Origin of the sequence: Palleronia salina, from assembly GCF_900141995.1 — a bacterium.
GTDB classification, from domain to species: Bacteria; Pseudomonadota; Alphaproteobacteria; order Rhodobacterales; family Rhodobacteraceae; genus Palleronia; species Palleronia salina.
Window position 1 is genome coordinate 196,745 of sequence record NZ_FQZA01000002.1, and the last position, 15,398, is coordinate 212,142.

Genomic DNA, 15,398 nt, shown 5'->3' on the forward strand with positions numbered 1-15,398 from the left:
CTCAGGCCTCCTCGAGCTTGGCGGGCGCCTGTCCGGCCAACCCTGCGATGATGTTCGAGTTTACGTCGACCAGCGCGCCGATGCGGGCCTCGCCGGCCAGGGCGGCCTGGCTCTGACGGTCGACCCAAAGCGAGATCGAGATCAGCTGCGCCTTGAGCGCGTCTGGAATGGTGTTGCCGGGCGTGGCAAGATCGTTGCGAAGCGCGGACCAGATCGTCTGGTTGCGCTGCAGGGCGTCGCGCAGCCCATCGGCAAGGATCGCGAGACGATCGGACTTGTCCGTGGCGGCGTCGAATTTCTTGGCGTGGCGCTCGATCTCGTGCGTGGCTTGCGACAGCACGCGACGTTCGACCTGGCGGGGGGATTCGCTTTCGCGGATCGTTTTCTTGTAGGCGGCGAGGCTCATTCTGATCTCATCCCTTTACTTCTGTTCGCTGGTCCGACGTGAGCCGGCCCGCCCAGGGGGCGGGCCGGACCCTGTGTCTTAGCGGAACAGGCTGAGGATGTTCTGCGGCGCCTGGTTGGCAATCGACAGCGATTGCGTCGCCAGCTGCTGCTGAACCTGCAGCGACTGAAGCCGTGCGGCTTCCTCTTCCATGTTGGCATCGACCATCGCGCCAACGCCCGAGTCCAGGTTGTCCACCAGGTTGGTGAGGAACTTCTGCTGGGTCTCGATCGCCTTTTCGGCCAGGCCCAGATCGGTTGCCGCATCGATGGCGCCCGACTGGATGGTCTCGGCCGACGCCAGGGCGCCGTCGAGGAAGGCCGCACCGGTGGTCGCGTTGCCGGCGTTGGTGGCAAAGCTCGCCGCGATCAGGTCGAAGTCCTCGGCCAGAACGCTCAGGTCGACGGTGTCGACGTCGAGGGTCGTGGTGGCCAGGGAGCCCGAACCGCGCGACACACCGGTCACGATGGTGTTGGTGGAGGTTTCCGCGGTACCCGAGGTCACGACACCGGTGGCGGCGTCGATCGAACCGGCGACATTGACGGTGGCCGCAGCGTTCACGTAGTCCGACCCGTTGAACGTCGACTGGCTGATGGTCGTTTTCATCTGCGAGACGAGGTTCTGGAGTTCGGCTTCGACCTCTTCAAGGCCGCCTTCTGCGCCTTGAGCGAACGCCACACGCTCGACGAATTGCGTCGCAAGATCCTTGAACGAGTCGGCGCCGAGGCGGCCGGTCGCGATGGAGTTCTTGGTCAGCGTCAGGCTCTCGTTGATCGCCTTGTACATCGAGCTGTCGCCCTTCATCGTCTCGGAGATCGAGAAGTACGACGCGTTATCCTTCGCCGAGTTCACCTTCAGACCGGTCGAGATACGACCTTGGGTGTCATTGAGGTTGTTGTTGATGTTGCGCAGGGTCGACAGCGCAGACATGGCGGAGTTGTTTGTCAGGATAGAAGACATGGTAGTACCTATACTATTCTTAGTATCTTTGTGCCGTCCTTCTGACAGCTGCGGAATTCTTTCCGCTACCTTTCCAGTTTACCAAGCATTGTGGCCGGATTTGGACCGCAATTAGAAAACTTTGTTAATCCCTGAACCGGGTGCGGTTTTTTCGGCACGCTTTTGCCCGGTCGGGCCGTATTTCCCGTGAATTGTCAGGGATTTGCGGGCTTCTATGACCTCCTTGGCGGCGGTTCCCGTCGCCTCCATGGCCGCCGTCAGACCGACCGCGTTTCTGTCGATCAGCTGCCGAAGGCCGAACAGGCGGTCACGGCTGATTGCCCCCGGATTTTCCGAAAGCGCACTTTCCAATTCGGCGCCCTGTGTTTCCTTTTTCTGGCGCGTTTCCACCAGCGTTTCGAAATCGCCCCGCTCCATCGCCGCGATTTCGCGTTTCAGTGTCGTCTCGAGCGCGTCAAGCGCGCGTCCCGCGCGGCTCATGTCGCACCGCCCTGGCGGTAGCGCGCGATGGCGCCCTCGATCTGCGCGGCGATCCCGGTTCCGTCGCCGCGGGCCATCTCGGCGCCGATGGCGTCGGACAGGAAACTGCGCCAGGTTTCCTCGGCGTGGCCGCCGCCGAACGTGCCGGTCTTCACGGTCGCCATCATGCTGTCGACCATCTGTCCCAGCATCATGGCTTCGAATTCGCGCGCGGCTTCGCGGGCCGCCGGATCGACCGGGGCCGGGGACGCGGACGTCCGCGGTCCGGCGATCGGTGTGATGTTGCTGAACTCCATGGCCCCCGCCTTTCCTGGCTCAGATGATTTCCAGGTCGGCGTGCAACGCACCCGCCGCCTTGATCGATTGCAGGATCGAAATCGTCTCGGTCGCGCCGACGCCGATGGCGTTCAGACCGTCGACCAGCGCCTGCAGGCTGACCGATCCGTCGATCACGGCGAACTTGCCAAGGGCCTCTTCCACCGAAACCGAGGTATCGGGAACCACCACGGTGACCCCCCCGATGCTCAGCGGTTCGGGCTGCGACACCTGCGGCGTTTCTTTCACGGACACGGTCAGGCCGCCCTGGCTGACGGCCACCCGGTCGATCCGCACGTTCGCGCCGATCACGATGGTGCCCGACCGCGCGTCGATCACGACGCGGGCGACCTGGTCGGGCTGGACCATCAGCGGCTCGATGCTGGCGATGGTTTCGGCGATATCGGCCTTGGGCGCGGTGCTGATCTGCACCGTCCGGCTGTCCAGCGCGCGGGCGGTGCCCGTGCCGAGAGTGTCGTTGATGACCTGCTCGATGCGCTGCGCCGTGACGAAATCTGGATTGCGCAGGGCCAGTTTCACGCGGTCCAGCTCGGCGAAGGCAAAATCGACCTCGCGTTCCACGGTGGCCCCGTTCTCGATCCGCGCGCCGGTGGGCACGCCCTCGACGATCGAGGCATTCAGCCCCTGCGCCGCGAATCCGGCCACGGCGATGGGACCCTGGGCCACGGCGTAGATCTCGCCGTCGGCGGCGCTGAGCGGCGTGACGATCAGCGTGCCGCCCCGAAGCGAGGTGGCATCGCCCATGGACGAGACCACGACATCGATGGTCGAGCCCATGCGCGCGAAGGGCGGCAGGTTCGCGGTGACCATGACGGCCGCGACGTTGGCGGTGCGCATGTCCTCTTCGCTGAGGTTGCCGATCCCCAGCCGCTCGAGCATCCCCTCGATGGCCCGCTCGGTGAAGGGCGAATTGCGCAGGCTGTCGCCCGTGCCGTTCAGACCCACGACCAGGCCGTAGCCGACCAGCTGGTTCGACCGGACGCCTTCGACGGTGACGATATCCTTGATGCGGACCTGTGCCTGTGCGGGCGCCATCGCGGCAAAAAGGGTCAGGGCAACGGCCAGAAGAAGGCGGATCATGCTCGGACCTTTCGTCACAGGAAGTTCAGGAAGGACAGGCGCGACAGGCGCGCGGTGACGGCGTAGTTCGCCTCGAGCTGGCTTTGCAGCAGGGTCAGGCGACTGGCGGCGTCGTACTGGTCGACGCCCTCGATGTTCTGGCGTTCGCGCTGAAGAAATGAGCTGCGCGTCTCCTGCGCGTCGGCCACGTCGACAACGCGGTCGCGCCGCAGGCCGGTCTCGACCTGCAACTGCGCCACACCGGCCAGCCCGTCTGACAGGGCGCTTGTCGCCTCTTTCATCCATGCGGCATAGGCGTCTGGGTCCGTGATCTCGGTCACGTCCACCGCCGAGACCATGGCCAGCCCGCGCATCAGGTTTCGCATGGCCGGGTCGTCGGCCTGAAGCGGTTGCGACAGGGTTTCGGTCTCGGACAGGCGGTAGGACAGTTTCGGGTTGGCGTTGCCCGCCGCATCCTGCTGCGGTGTGCCGTTGTAGAACGTGTTCTGGAAATTGTGCGCGGCCGTCGCCGATGTGCCGTCGAACGCGGCCTTCAGGGCGTCGATCTTGGCCTGCGCGTCCGCCGCGTCGCCGATCGCGCCGCCAGTAATGTCCTCGAGCACCGATCGCGGGGTCACGCCCGAGGTCGGCGAGACATCGTCCCACGGGTTCAGCGGCACCTGGTTCGTCGCGGTCCCGGACAATGCGTAGCTGCCGTTGTGGCGAATGGCCGAGACGTTGGTGATGGTTGCGATGGCCGCCTTCGCGATCGTGGACAGCGACCGGGCGGTGGCTTCGGGTCGGTTCACCGAGAAGGCGGCGATGTCCATCACTTCCTGCCCGGCCTCGCGGATCGACCCAAGGGACGACTCGATCTGCTCGAGCCGACCGTCCAGCACCCGGTTCTGGACCAGGAAATTATCGTTCCGCTCCAGCTGGGCCCGGATCGCCAGCGCGTCCGAGCTGCGGGCGCCAAGGCTATCCCAGGGATCGGACCGCAGGCCGGTCGTCACCTCGCGCGAGGTGGCTTCGATCTCGCTCGTCAACTCGGCCGCGATCTGGCGCTGGCGCAGGGCGGCAAGGGCGGTCGGAACGGTGCGGGCAATTTCAGTCATCGAACGTGTCTCCTCAGAACGCGGCCAGCAGGTCGTCGACCATGGAACTCAACGACGCCAGGACCTTGGCGTTGGCGGAATAGGCCTGCTCGATCTCCAGAAGCTTCTGCAGCTCCTGGTCGACATTCACGCCCTCGATTTCGCCCCGCGCGGATTCGAAGGCGCGCAGGGACACGGTCGCCTGTTCGGCATCGGCGCGGGCGCGCACGCCCACCTTCTGCTGGTCGCCGACCATCGAGGCGGCATAATCCGATAGCCTTTGGGGCGAACCCAGGCCGGTTTCGGCCGCAACGGCGAAAGGTTCGTCGAGTGCCCGGATGAAGGCGTCGATCTGGGCCCCGTCACCGGCGGGACCCTGGACCGTCGCGCCCATCCCGTCGCGCAGCCGCCACAGCGCACCGCCCTCTTCGGGGCGGACGGCGGTGTTGATGGCGAGCCTCTCGGCCATGCCGTCGAGATTTCCGGCGTTGAAGGGATTCCCGCCATCGGTGAAGAGCCCGGGACCCCCATTCAGAGACGTGTCGGCCCCTTCGAAGGACTGGATGAGCGCGGAGGCCATCTCGTCCAGTTGCCGCTGCATTTGCGGGAGATCTTCGCTGAGCAGGGCCAGGTTCCCGGCAATGGCGCCGCTGGAGAAGCCCCGTGCACCGTTGCGCGCGGGCGTGATATCGATATCGCCCGCCATGATCGTCAGCCCGACGAACGAGATCTCGACGGCCTCGGTCTGCACGAGAAGCTCGGTCCCCTCGCCGGTCTGCACCTTCACACGTCCGGTGCTGTCGTAGCGGGCCGTGATGTCCATGTGCTCCGACAGGCGAGACAGCTCGAGTCCGACCTGGTCCATGATGTCGGGGGACGACCCGATGCTGCTGCCCGGTGTGATCTGGGCGTTCAATCGCGCCAGCGTCTGAAGGGATTGATTCACCTGTTCGATGCGGGTCGAGGTGTCGCTCCGGGTCGCCGCGCTCACCCGTTCGAGATTGATCGAAGCGTCGTTCAGTGACCGAACCAGCCCGTCGGCCCGGTTCAGCACGTCGCGCTGGACCGATGCGTCGGCGGGATTGTTCATCAAGAGGTCCAGGCCGGACGTGAATGTCGACAGCCGGGCCGCGGGGGACAGTTCATCGTTCGGCTCGCCCAGACCGGTCAGGTAGCTGTCCAGCAGGTCGGTCCGGGTCTCGTGAAAGGCGACGTCCGACTTGGCCGAACGGCTCATGCCGATCAGGCGCTCGTCCACCCGGCGCACCACGTCCACGTCGACGGTGCGGCCGGCACCGCCCGCGCCCACCGAGACCTGCTCGACCCCTCTCCGCACGTATCCCTCGGTCTGCGCGTTGGCGATGTTCGACGACACCAGGCCAGCGCGCAGCTCGGTGGCGCGGAGCCCCGATTGCGAGATGAGGAGAGAAGCCGAGATACTCATTCAGTCTGCCCTTTACCGTTTGATCCGCAGGGTCTCGTCCAGCATTTCGTCGCTGGTCGTCACGATCTTGGCGTTCGAAGAATAGGCGCGTTGTGTCTGGATCAGGTCGGTGAGTTCCTGCGCGATATCCACGTTGGAGGATTCCAGCGCGCCGCCTTCGATCGTACCGGCGGTGGTGCCGGCCTCGGCCAGGCGGAGCGCGCCCGACTGGATCGTGGGTGAATAGGCATTGCCGTCGACGGACCGCATGAGGTTGGGGCTGGCGACCTGGGCCAAGGGCACCTCGAACAGCGCGCGGCGCTGTCCATTGTCGAACAGGCCGTAAAGGACGCCGCCCATGCCCATCTCGGCGCGCACCAGGCTGCCCGTTTCCGAGCCGTCCTGGCGGAAGTCCGGGGCCGAGTAGTCGCCCGAGAACTGCGTCAGCCCGGTGAACCCGCCCGGCTCGCCGAAGTTCAGCTCGATGGTCTGCGGCGTGGTTCCGTTGGCGATCTGGATGGTTGCGACGCCTGTCGCAGGGTCGATCGGCAGGGTCCCGGCGGTGTAGGCCGCCGGCGCACCGGCCAGCGCACCGCTGTCGGTGAAGCTCATGCTGGCGGTGCCGTAATCGGTGCCGTCCGCTCCGGTCACGGTGATCGACCAGGTGTTCGCGGTAGCCGTGGGTTGCCAGGACAAAGACAGCTCGTCACCGCCCCCAAGCTGGTTCACGTAACGCATGGTCGAAACGAACGGGTCGCCCGGAGTGGCCAGACCGGTGACCTGCGCAGGCAGGTTGGCCGCGATGTCCACGCGGCTGGTCGGCGTGCCGGGCGTCTGGAACTGGCCCACGTTCACGGTGTTCAGGCTGGCCACGCTGTTCCGGTCGACGGCGCCCACCTCGCCTTGCGCATCGGTCTGGAAGCCCGACAGGAAATACCCGGCCGAATTCACCAGGTTGCCTTCGTTGTCGGGCTGGAAGGATCCGGCGCGCGTCAGGAAGTAGTTGGACTTGATCGGGTCGTTGGGCTGCCGCGATACCACGAAGAAACCCTCGCCCGAGATCGCGAAATCGGACAGCCGGCCAGTGGCCAGCAGGGTCCCGTTGCTGTCGATCTCGGCCCGTTCCACCGCCCGCACGCCGGCCTGGGTGTCGGTCGTGTTCTGGGTGACGAAATCCGAGAACGTCCGGCGAAAGCCCACGGTGTTGGCGTTGGCGATATTCGACGAGATCTGGCTGGTCCGCGACGAGTTGGCCGATAGGCCGCTGACGCCGGTCTGCAATGCGTTCGAGATGCTCATGATTCGTGATCCTTGCTGGTCTTGAGGAAGCGACCCCTGGATGGCCTGAATGTGACGTTTGTTGGGACTCTTTGCGTGGTTGTACTCATGGACTTGCCCCGTCGGTGACGGCCGCCGCGGCGTCGCTGGCGCGGGTGGCCCGCTCGAGCGACGCCAGCGTGCCGGCGTTCGACAGGATACGGCGCGCTGGATCCTCGGCCGGGGCCAAGGCCCGGCTCAGGCTCTGTGCGATCTCGTCCCATTCCGGAAGCTCGGTCAGCCGCGGAATGTCGGCGCTCAGCCGGGCCACGGTGTCGGGGCGTTCGCTCCGGTAGGCGGCGATCATCAGGCGGACGGCATCGCGAAAGGCGAAGCTGCTTGGCCGCAGGTTCCAGTATTCGGAATAAAGCGCATGGGCGGTCTCGAAATCCTCGGCTTCGAAGGCGCGCTCGGCCCGGGTTTGCAGCGCGCGGGCATCACCTTCCACCGGCGCCGTGCCGCCGCGGGCCGCCAACTCGCCCAGCAGGGCGGTCAGCTCGGTATCCTCGATAGGCAGTGTCAGGGTCGATGCCAGGTCCGAGGCCGCGTCGATCCGGCCGCTTTGCAGGTAGGCCGCGAGTTCGGTCTGGATCAGGTCCAACGCAAGCTCGGGCGCGGGATCCATCGCCCCCAGCTCCTCGGCGACCACCATGACCTCGCGCAGGTTGCGGGCCTCGCGCGCGGCGGCCGCTGTCATGCCGCGCTCCAGAAGGGTCTTGGCCAGTTGCCCCGAATGGGCGTGGAACATGCCGTCCAGTCTCCATTCCGCCTCGATATGGCTGTGCCCGTCGAGAAATGCGCTGAGCCCGATCCCGCCTGTGGCCCCCGCCTCGTAAAAAGCGGCGATCATGGTCTCGGCGCGGGCCCGCGCGTTGTTGCGCACCGCGGGGTCGTCGAAATCGCGCAGGATCTGGGCGAGGGCGGACAGCGCGCCGAGCGAATCGCCCGTCTCACGCGCGACCTCGGCCAGCAGGGACAGCCCGTCCAGCGCCACCTCGTCACCCCGCCAGGCCCAGCGGATCTGGTCCAGCAGGGCGCGTTGCTGATCGCGCCCCAGCGTGCCGGTGCCGCGTCCAAGCCGTACCAGGGCGATACGGGCACGGTGCGCATCGGCATCATCCCCGCGCGAGGCGCGCAGGTATCCTTCGAACGCCGTCAGGGGATCGCCGCGACGCTCGGCCACGCGACCCAGCCGCAGCCAGTATCCGGGCTGATCGGCCAGCGCCGGGATCTCGGGATACGCGGCGGCCAGCGCGGCGCCCGTGTCCCAATCCTCGGCCGCGATGGCGATATCCAAGAGCGTCGGCAGCACCAGGGACCGCAGCTCGACCGGCAGAGTGGGCAACGCGGCCTGCGCAAGCGTCAGCAGCGCGCGCGCCGCGTCGGTGCGCCCCATTTCCTGCGCCGCGTGGGCGCGCAGGGCCGCGGCGTCTTCCCATCCTTCGGTCGCGTCGAGCAGGGCGGCATCGTCGCGGTCGCCATCGACCAGCGAAAGCGCCGCGTGCAGCACCGACAGGCGGGCGCGCTGCGCGTCCGCCAGTTTATTCTTGGGCAATCCTTCGATGACCGATCGCGATTCGGGAATCATTCCACGCGACAGGTAGAGCTCGGCCAGCCCGAGCATCGGCGCGACCGCGTCACGATCCCCGTTCAGATCAGCCAGAAGCGCACGCTCGGCTTCGATAAAGTCAACGTTTCCGGCCTCTTGGAGAGCCAACGGCCCACTGGGCGCAGGCAGGGTCACAGCCCCCACCGGAAGGGCCACCCATGCAAAAAGACAACATGCCAGTCGCGTAAACATATCAGGACGATTTCATTTATTCTTGAATTCGTCTAGAGATTAATCCAAGGATTGAAGGACAGTGTTGCAATTAATCCTTGCGATATCTGTCCGACCGGATGCCGGCACAGGAGGCCGCGATGAGCGAAACAAGTTACGTGGGCCTGTCCCAGCTGCGTGTTCTGCAACGCAAGCTGGACATCACCGCGAACAACATCGCCAACGCGAACACCGCCGGATTCAAGGGTGAACGCCCGGTTTTCGAGGCGGTCGAGGGCACGCGGGCCACCGGCCCGTCGGACACGCCGTCCAGCTTCGTGCTAGACCGGGGGTCCTATATCGACACCTCGGCGGGCGCGATCATGCGGACCGACAGCCCACTGGATATCGCGCTGGGCGGCGAGGGCTGGCTGCAGTTCCGCACCCCCGAAGGCGAACAGGGATTCGGCCGCGACGGGGGCCTTTCGCTGGATCCCGAGGGCACGCTGGTCACCAGCGCGGGGGCGCAATTGCTCGATGCCGGAGGCGCACCGATCGTGGTTCCGCCGGGCGCCGGCCAGATCTCCATCGCGCGCGACGGGACGGTGACAACCCAGGACGGCAACGCCATCGCGCGCGTCGGCGTCTTCGATGTGCCCGATATCCAGAGCTACCGGCGTCTCGGCAACGGCGTGCTGGTGCCCCCCGACGGCGGCGCCCCCCAGGCCGACGAACTGGAGAACCCGGTGGTCCTGCAGGGGATGCTCGAATCCTCGAACGTGAACCCCGTGCGCGAGATGACGCGACTCATCGACGTGCAACGCGCCTACGAGCGCGCGAACGCCATGATCGACAATGCCGACAACCTGCAGCGCGACACGCTGCAGCGCGTCGGCCGGTCATAACCAGGAAGGATCGACAGGATGAAAGCCCTTGGAATCGCCGCCACCGGCATGATGGCCCAGCAGACCAATGTCGACGTCATCTCGAACAACATCGCCAACGCGAACACGACCGGCTTCAAGTCGTCGCGCGCGGCCTTCCAGGACCTGATCTACCAGTCCATGGAACGTGCCGGCGCCGCCACCTCCGAGGCCGGCACCGCCCGGCCCATCGGTGTCGATATCGGCCTGGGCGTGCAGACGGCAGGCACCGTGCGGCTGAACACCCAGGGCGGGCTGGTGCGCACCGACAACCAGACCAACATCGCCATCGACGGGCAGGGGTTCTTCGAGATCGAGATGCCGGATGGCACCCCCGCCTACACCCGCGACGGCACCTTCCAGCTGTCCGCCGAAGGTGAGTTGGTGACGATGCAGGGCTACCGCGTGCAGCCCGGGATCGTCTTCCCCGAGAACACCGTGTCGATCGAGATCAACGAGGAAGGCACCGTCCTGGCCTACGAGGACGGGGATCCCAACGCCATCGAGCTGGGCCAGATCACCATGGCGAACTTCATCAACCCGGCGGGCATGCGCGCCGTGGGCGACAACTTCCTGCTCCAGACCGAGGCCTCGGGCGAGGCGCAGGTCGCCGTGCCCGGCGATCCGGGCTTCGGCGTGCTGCGACAGGGCTTCGTCGAGTCGTCGAACGTCGACGTGATCCGGCAGATCACCGACCTGATCCAGGCGCAAAGGGCCTACGAGATGAACTCGAAGGCCATCGAGACCGCCGACCAGATGCTGAACGCCGCGAACCAGGTTCGGTGATGCGGCTGCTGACGATCCTCCAGGTCGCCATGGCGATCCTGCTGCTGCAGGCGACCGGCGCCTTTTCGGCGCCGCTGGAAGTGCTGATCGAGGAACGCGCGCGCCAAAGCTACGGCGCCGAGCTGCACGAGGCCGGGCAGTTTGCGATCACCGTCAAGGATCCGCCGGTCGAGGACGTGGTCATGCTGGCCGACTTCTGGATGGATCCCGTCACCGGGCAGTTCCTGACCAACGCCGTCTTTCCCGACGGTGACGTGCGGCGCCTGTCCGGCCTCGCGCTGATCACCCTGCCGGTTCCGGTGCCCGTGCGGCGTATCATGCCGGGCGAAATCGTGACCGAGGCCGACCTGGACGTGGCCGACATGCCGCTGGGCCGTGTCGGCAGCTTTGCCGTCACCGACCGTGCCGCGATCGTCGGGATGGAGGTGCGGCGGATGCTGTCGCCCGGACGACCCGTGCAGGTACAATCCGTGATCGAGCCGCGCGTCATCGAACGCGGCGACCGAGTGGAAATCAGGTTCACCGACGGCGCCCTGTCGCTGACCGCGCCGGGCCGCGCGTTGGCCGATGCCCATCGCGGGCAGGACGTACGCATCGTCAACCTCGTCAGCAACAAGCCCGTGAACGGCATCGCCGCCGCAGAAGGCATCGTGGAGATCGTGAGATGAGTCCCAAGACCCCCCTGTTCCTGGTCTGCCTGCTGGCGGGATGCTCTGCCGGACAGCATTTCGGGCGCGATCCGCACACCTCGGACCTGGTGCTGTCGCCGCAGACCATGCCCGAGGTCGCGCGCGTCTCCGTTCCCATGCCCGAGGCGGTGCAGGCCCCCACGCCCGTGGGCGCGGCACGCGCGTCGCTCTTCGCCCGCTCGACCGACAGCCTGTTCTCCGACCAGCGGGCGGACGACGTGGGCGACATCCTGACCGTCATCATTTCCATCGACGACGAGGCGCGGCTGCGCACCGCCTCGGACCGCGAACGCGGCGGCAGCGCCTCGGCCGGGTTCCCGACCTTCTTCGGGCTGGCGGGGCGGATCGCCGAACTGGTCCCCGGCTTCGACGATCTGCCCGCCGGCGAGGACGTGATCGAGGTCGGGGCGCGGTCTTCGGCTTCGGGCGAGGGGTCCATCGCCCGCAACGAGGAGATCAACCTCAAGGTCGCCGCGCTGGTGGTGCAGAAGCTGCCGAACGGCGCGCTGGTCGTCGCGGGACGGCAGGAGGTCAAGGTCAACAACGAACTGCGCGAGTTGCGCATGGCCGGGATCGTCCGGCCCGCCGACATCCGCAACGACAACACGATCCCCTACGAGCGGATTGCCGAGGCGCGGATCGCCTATGGCGGGCGGGGGGCCCTGTCACGGACCCAGAGCCGCGGCTACGGCGAGGACGCGATGGACATAGTCTTGCCCTATTAATTCGTCCTTCCGCCATCGGATCTGACAGGATCCGCCGCAATGATCGGCCACCTTCGTCGCCACACGCGACCAAGGGGGCCTTTCTCGCATGAAGATGACTGTTGTGATTCTGGGCGTTGCGGCCCTGTCGCTCGTCGGCGCGGGATACGGTGCCGCCACGGTGCTGGCGCCGCCGCCGGCCGAGGTTTCGTCTGCCGAGACACCCGCCGAAGAAACCGCCGCGGCCGAGTACGCGGAGGAAAACAGCCACGGTGCCGGCCCGGAACCGGTCGCGTCCAAGGACAGCTACGAGGTCGCACAGGATCGTCTGCTCGTGCGGATCGGCCAGGTGAACGTGCCGGTCCAGAAAACACGGATCGTATCCTACGTGGTGGCGGATATCGCCCTGAAGGCGAGTGGTCCCCGCGCGGCCGACACGCTGACCCGGGTCGAATCCGCCGTCCGTGCGCGCGACGTGATCCTCGCCAAGATGCACGCCTTGGCGGAGCGACCGATTCTGCGCGGGGTCAATATCGACGACCGGGCGCTGGGGGCCGCGCTGACCGAAGCGCTGAAGCCCGAGTTTCCGGAAGTCGAGGACGTGGTCTTCGTCACCCTGCTGAAGCAGGACGTGCCGCGGATGTAATCGAACCCGACGGGTTCAGCTCCACCGATCTGACGTCTGCGATCCGCTCGACGCGGCCTAGCGGACGCTGCGCACGGCCAGCGAATTGACTTGCGCGCCGGTCGCCAGGTGCAGCGCCGCGCCGGTCTGGGCAAAGCTGACACCCTCGACCCGCGTGCGTGCTAGCGTCTCGGACGCAACCTGCGCGCCTTCGGAGTCGACGGCCGAGATCTCGACCCGAAGGGTGCCCGGGGGCACTGGCAGGCCCTGCGCGTCGCGCCCGTTCCAGGCCAGATCGTGGATCTCGCCCGCGTTGACTGCGCCCAGGTCAAGCTCGCGCACGAGGGTTCCGTCCTCGGCCAGGATCTTGGCGGTGACCTTGTCGGCGTCGGCCCCGAGTTCGAAGGCGGCCCCGAACCCGGACTCGCCAAGCGTCACGGTATCCGACGCGACCAGCACGTCGCGACCCATGAGGTCGAGGTCGGACCGGGCTGTGGCGCCTTGAAGTTGTTCGAGGACCGCTTCGAGGTTGCGGTTGGTCGCGACGCCCTGCTCGACCTGGCTGAGCTGCGCCAGCTGCGACACGAACTGGGTCGAATCCATGGGTTTCAGCGGATCCTGGTTCGAGATCTGCGCGGTCAGAAGGGTCAGGAACTGCTGATACTGTTCGTCCAGCTTGTCCGATGCCTTCTGCGCGGCGGTCTGGTTCGGTGTACCGGCGCTGGCCTGGGTCGCTGTGCTGTCGATCATCGTCGGCTCCTTCAGGTAAGGATGTTCAGGCCGCGCGTGGAGGGGATGCGCGAGACGGGGGACGGTGTGTCTTCGGGTGCGGCGGGGTCACTGCCCAGCACGGCGGCGCCGCGCGTGAACGGCCCGTCGCGTTGGGGCGTGCCTTGTCCGCTACCCCGGTCGAACCCTTGGAAATCAAGGTCCGCCGCCTCGGTTTCCAGTCCGCGGGCGTGCAGTGCCTGCATCAGCGCGTCGCGGTCGTTGCGGATCATGGCCAGCACCGGGGACTGCTCGGCGCGGACGACGATCTGCAGGCGACCCGCCTCGGACTTGGCGATCTCGATCTCGATTTCGCCGATGCCGTGCGGGCGCAGCTCGATCCGCATCTTGCCATCGCCGATCTCGGCCGAGCGGATCTGCCGTGCCACGTGTTGCGGCAACTCCGGCGAGGGGGTGGGCTGTCCCTGCGGCGCGGGGGCCATGGCCTGCGCCGGGAGCGGTTGCTGCGGGCGGGGGACGAACTCGGCCGGCGGAAGGGGCGCGGGACCGCCGTCGACAACTGGCTGCGCCGTGGCGCCGCCCGTGCCCTGCTGGGCCACGATCTGTGCGAACCCCGTCGGCATGGCGTCGGGCTTGGGTGCAGCAACCGGCATAGGCTGTGCCCCGTCCGGCGCAATCTGTGCACCCGTTGGTGCAGATTGTGCAGCGTTCGGCACGGGCTGTGCACCGGCTGTCGGCCAGTCGGTGGACACCTGCGTTGCGCCCGGAACGGTCGGCTGCGCGACCGCCTGTCCCGCGGCAGGTTGCAGCGCGAGCGGCCCGACCGCGGCGACCTGGGGTCTGCCGGTGGCATCCGCCCGCTCTAGGCCGCGCGGGGCGACCGGCGCGATGCCCATCGGGGGCGAGAACGCGGCGGGCGCCAAGGCCGCGAGCTTCGGCGCCATGAGCCGGCTCAGCGACTGGGCAAGGTCCGCGCCTTCGGGAAGGGACAATGCAGAGACGATTTCCGCCTGAACCGGAGAGTCCAGCGTAGCGATTGCGGCGGCCAACTGGGCGCCGAGGGTTTCGGCATCCGGGATGCTTCCGTCTCCGACGCTCTCGATCCCCGCCAAGACCTGCTCTCGCAATGTCTCGGACAGCTCGGCCGGAAGGGCCGAAAGGGTCTCGGCCAGCACCGCATCCAGCGCGTCGGGATCCGACCTGGGTGTCCCGCTTTCGCCGGTCGTCATGGTCTTTGCGGCGGGGCTGGTCAGCCCGGTCACCAATGCGTCGAATCCGGTGGCGGTCTGCGCGGTGGTGTTGCCGGACGGCCCTGTGGCCGCGTTGCCCGCGGTTGGGGAAAGGATGTTCATGCCGTGGTCACGGGATCAGTTGATCCGGGACCTGGCGTCCACATCCGCCGTGCCGCGGTTTGCCATGGCATAGCGCGTGGCGATTTCGGTGCTGATGTCCTGAAGCGACAGGCGCGACCGGGTGGCGGGCAGCGACGGGCGGCCGCGGGCCGCATCGGTGCGGGGGGATGCGCCACGGACCGTGCCGGCGCGGGACCAATGGGCCCGGAACAGGTCCGACATGCCTTTGCAGAATGCCACGGGATCGAGCCCGAGCGCGCGTGCCGCGTCGCCTTCGGCCTTGAGCGCGTAGAGGGAGGCCAGTTCCATCAGGACGGCATCGCGCCGGGCGGCCGGCATGGGCGCGCGGCCGACCATGGCGATGGCGAGCTCCGCCACCGCCTGGCCTGCCGCGTGGGACAGATCGTCCAGGGCAGCCTCATGGCGGATCAGAATGACAGCGCCGTAGGGCACGTCCACGTCCAGCTCTTCGGCGATGGCGTCACCCAGCGTGATCCCCGACACGAGGTTCGTGTCTTCGGACAGGGCGCGGGGTTGGACCTGAGTTTCGTCGATGGTCAGAAGAACGCTCTCGACCGGCACGAAGTGGGAAAGAAGCCGATCGAAGGTCTCTGCCCGGGCCGGCGCACACGGACGCACCGCACCGTCCCACAGAGCGTGGAGAAGGGTTTTCATTGTCATTGTGACCGCCTGTATGGTCTGCCTTTATGCCGCGCC

At 67.0% G+C, this 15,398-nt stretch carries 17 protein-coding genes; 5 read left to right on the forward strand and 12 right to left on the reverse strand.

Annotated features, from left to right (window positions below):
* Position 1: 1 nt before the first annotated feature.
* The 9 genes from flaF to BUB76_RS03875 all read right to left on the reverse strand — a co-directional run bounded on the left by flaF (position 2) and on the right by BUB76_RS03875 (position 8,738).
* Positions 2–406: a flagellar biosynthesis regulator FlaF gene (flaF, locus tag BUB76_RS03835; RefSeq protein ID WP_073126923.1), complete on the reverse strand. Its 405-nt coding sequence runs from the start codon at positions 404–406 to the stop codon at positions 2–4.
* Positions 407–484: 78 nt separating this feature from the next.
* Positions 485–1,405, reverse strand: coding sequence for a flagellin N-terminal helical domain-containing protein (locus BUB76_RS03840; protein WP_073126924.1), 921 nt, complete (start codon positions 1,403–1,405; stop codon positions 485–487).
* A gap of 111 nt (positions 1,406–1,516) precedes the next feature.
* Positions 1,517–1,885, reverse strand: a complete 369-nt coding sequence (locus BUB76_RS03845; RefSeq protein WP_073126926.1) for a hypothetical protein — start codon at positions 1,883–1,885, stop codon at positions 1,517–1,519.
* On the reverse strand, positions 1,882–2,181 hold the full coding sequence (locus tag BUB76_RS03850) for a rod-binding protein (RefSeq protein WP_073126929.1): 300 nt from the start codon (positions 2,179–2,181) through the stop codon (positions 1,882–1,884). The genes BUB76_RS03845 and BUB76_RS03850 overlap by 4 nt, the downstream gene beginning before the upstream one ends.
* Positions 2,182–2,200: 19 nt before the next feature.
* Positions 2,201–3,301, reverse strand: a complete 1,101-nt coding sequence (locus tag BUB76_RS03855; RefSeq protein WP_073126931.1) for a flagellar basal body P-ring protein FlgI — start codon at positions 3,299–3,301, stop codon at positions 2,201–2,203.
* A gap of 14 nt (positions 3,302–3,315) precedes the next feature.
* Positions 3,316–4,395, reverse strand: a complete 1,080-nt coding sequence (locus BUB76_RS03860; RefSeq protein ID WP_073126933.1) for a flagellin — start codon at positions 4,393–4,395, stop codon at positions 3,316–3,318.
* A 13-nt stretch (positions 4,396–4,408) separates the two neighbouring features.
* Positions 4,409–5,818: a flagellar hook-associated protein FlgK gene (flgK, locus tag BUB76_RS03865; protein ID WP_073126935.1), complete on the reverse strand. Its 1,410-nt coding sequence runs from the start codon at positions 5,816–5,818 to the stop codon at positions 4,409–4,411.
* A gap of 12 nt (positions 5,819–5,830) precedes the next feature.
* The gene (locus tag BUB76_RS03870; RefSeq protein WP_073126938.1) at positions 5,831–7,096 is read right to left on the reverse strand and encodes a flagellar hook protein FlgE; all 1,266 of its coding nucleotides are present in this window, start codon (positions 7,094–7,096) and stop codon (positions 5,831–5,833) included.
* An 85-nt stretch (positions 7,097–7,181) separates the two neighbouring features.
* Complete coding sequence (locus tag BUB76_RS03875; RefSeq protein ID WP_073126940.1) at positions 7,182–8,738, reverse strand: hypothetical protein; 1,557 nt, start codon at positions 8,736–8,738, stop codon at positions 7,182–7,184.
* A gap of 296 nt (positions 8,739–9,034) precedes the next feature.
* On the opposite strand from BUB76_RS03875, the gene flgF reads away from it, so the two are divergent.
* The 5 genes from flgF to BUB76_RS03900 all read left to right on the forward strand — a co-directional run bounded on the left by flgF (position 9,035) and on the right by BUB76_RS03900 (position 12,621).
* Positions 9,035–9,778, forward strand: coding sequence for a flagellar basal-body rod protein FlgF (flgF, locus tag BUB76_RS03880; RefSeq protein ID WP_073126942.1), 744 nt, complete (start codon positions 9,035–9,037; stop codon positions 9,776–9,778).
* Positions 9,779–9,796: 18 nt separating this feature from the next.
* The gene (flgG, locus tag BUB76_RS03885; RefSeq protein ID WP_073126945.1) at positions 9,797–10,582 is read left to right on the forward strand and encodes a flagellar basal-body rod protein FlgG; all 786 of its coding nucleotides are present in this window, start codon (positions 9,797–9,799) and stop codon (positions 10,580–10,582) included.
* A complete protein-coding gene (gene flgA, locus BUB76_RS03890; protein ID WP_073126947.1) occupies positions 10,582–11,250 on the forward strand; it encodes a flagellar basal body P-ring formation chaperone FlgA in 669 nt (222 codons plus the stop codon). Before flgG ends, flgA begins: the two co-directional genes overlap by 1 nt.
* Positions 11,247–11,996: a flagellar basal body L-ring protein FlgH gene (locus BUB76_RS03895; protein ID WP_073126949.1), complete on the forward strand. Its 750-nt coding sequence runs from the start codon at positions 11,247–11,249 to the stop codon at positions 11,994–11,996. Before flgA ends, BUB76_RS03895 begins: the two co-directional genes overlap by 4 nt.
* An 88-nt stretch (positions 11,997–12,084) precedes the next feature.
* Positions 12,085–12,621, forward strand: a complete 537-nt coding sequence (locus BUB76_RS03900; protein WP_073126951.1) for a hypothetical protein — start codon at positions 12,085–12,087, stop codon at positions 12,619–12,621.
* A gap of 57 nt (positions 12,622–12,678) precedes the next feature.
* Here the strand turns inward: BUB76_RS03900 and BUB76_RS03905 are convergent, their stop codons facing one another.
* Genes BUB76_RS03905 through BUB76_RS03915 form a run of 3 tightly spaced genes read right to left on the reverse strand, consistent with a single transcriptional unit; the run spans position 12,679 to position 15,356 of the window.
* Positions 12,679–13,350, reverse strand: a complete 672-nt coding sequence (locus tag BUB76_RS03905; RefSeq protein WP_073126953.1) for a flagellar hook assembly protein FlgD — start codon at positions 13,348–13,350, stop codon at positions 12,679–12,681.
* An 11-nt stretch (positions 13,351–13,361) separates the two neighbouring features.
* Complete coding sequence (locus tag BUB76_RS03910) at positions 13,362–14,681, reverse strand: flagellar hook-length control protein FliK (protein ID WP_073126955.1); 1,320 nt, start codon at positions 14,679–14,681, stop codon at positions 13,362–13,364.
* 15 nt (positions 14,682–14,696) lie between these two features.
* A complete protein-coding gene (locus BUB76_RS03915) occupies positions 14,697–15,356 on the reverse strand; it encodes a hypothetical protein (RefSeq protein ID WP_073126957.1) in 660 nt (219 codons plus the stop codon).
* Positions 15,357–15,398: the final 42 nt, after the last annotated feature.

Coding starts and splice junctions, on each gene's coding strand:
- BUB76_RS03905 (WP_073126953.1), bottom strand. CDS start 13,350: ATGATCGACAGCACAGCGACCCAGGCCAGCGCCGGTACACCGAACCAG.
- BUB76_RS03875 (WP_073126940.1), bottom strand. CDS start 8,738: ATGCTCGGGCTGGCCGAGCTCTACCTGTCGCGTGGAATGATTCCCGAA.
- flgF (WP_073126942.1), top strand. CDS start 9,035: ATGAGCGAAACAAGTTACGTGGGCCTGTCCCAGCTGCGTGTTCTGCAA.
- BUB76_RS03845 (WP_073126926.1), bottom strand. CDS start 1,885: ATGAGCCGCGCGGGACGCGCGCTTGACGCGCTCGAGACGACACTGAAA.
- BUB76_RS03915 (WP_073126957.1), bottom strand. CDS start 15,356: ATGAAAACCCTTCTCCACGCTCTGTGGGACGGTGCGGTGCGTCCGTGT.
- BUB76_RS03860 (WP_073126933.1), bottom strand. CDS start 4,395: ATGACTGAAATTGCCCGCACCGTTCCGACCGCCCTTGCCGCCCTGCGC.
- flaF (WP_073126923.1), bottom strand. CDS start 406: ATGAGCCTCGCCGCCTACAAGAAAACGATCCGCGAAAGCGAATCCCCC.
- BUB76_RS03850 (WP_073126929.1), bottom strand. CDS start 2,181: ATGGAGTTCAGCAACATCACACCGATCGCCGGACCGCGGACGTCCGCG.
- BUB76_RS03910 (WP_073126955.1), bottom strand. CDS start 14,681: ATGAACATCCTTTCCCCAACCGCGGGCAACGCGGCCACAGGGCCGTCC.
- BUB76_RS03855 (WP_073126931.1), bottom strand. CDS start 3,301: ATGATCCGCCTTCTTCTGGCCGTTGCCCTGACCCTTTTTGCCGCGATG.
- flgG (WP_073126945.1), top strand. CDS start 9,797: ATGAAAGCCCTTGGAATCGCCGCCACCGGCATGATGGCCCAGCAGACC.
- BUB76_RS03895 (WP_073126949.1), top strand. CDS start 11,247: ATGAGTCCCAAGACCCCCCTGTTCCTGGTCTGCCTGCTGGCGGGATGC.
- BUB76_RS03870 (WP_073126938.1), bottom strand. CDS start 7,096: ATGAGCATCTCGAACGCATTGCAGACCGGCGTCAGCGGCCTATCGGCC.
- flgA (WP_073126947.1), top strand. CDS start 10,582: ATGCGGCTGCTGACGATCCTCCAGGTCGCCATGGCGATCCTGCTGCTG.
- BUB76_RS03840 (WP_073126924.1), bottom strand. CDS start 1,405: ATGTCTTCTATCCTGACAAACAACTCCGCCATGTCTGCGCTGTCGACC.
- flgK (WP_073126935.1), bottom strand. CDS start 5,818: ATGAGTATCTCGGCTTCTCTCCTCATCTCGCAATCGGGGCTCCGCGCC.
- BUB76_RS03900 (WP_073126951.1), top strand. CDS start 12,085: ATGAAGATGACTGTTGTGATTCTGGGCGTTGCGGCCCTGTCGCTCGTC.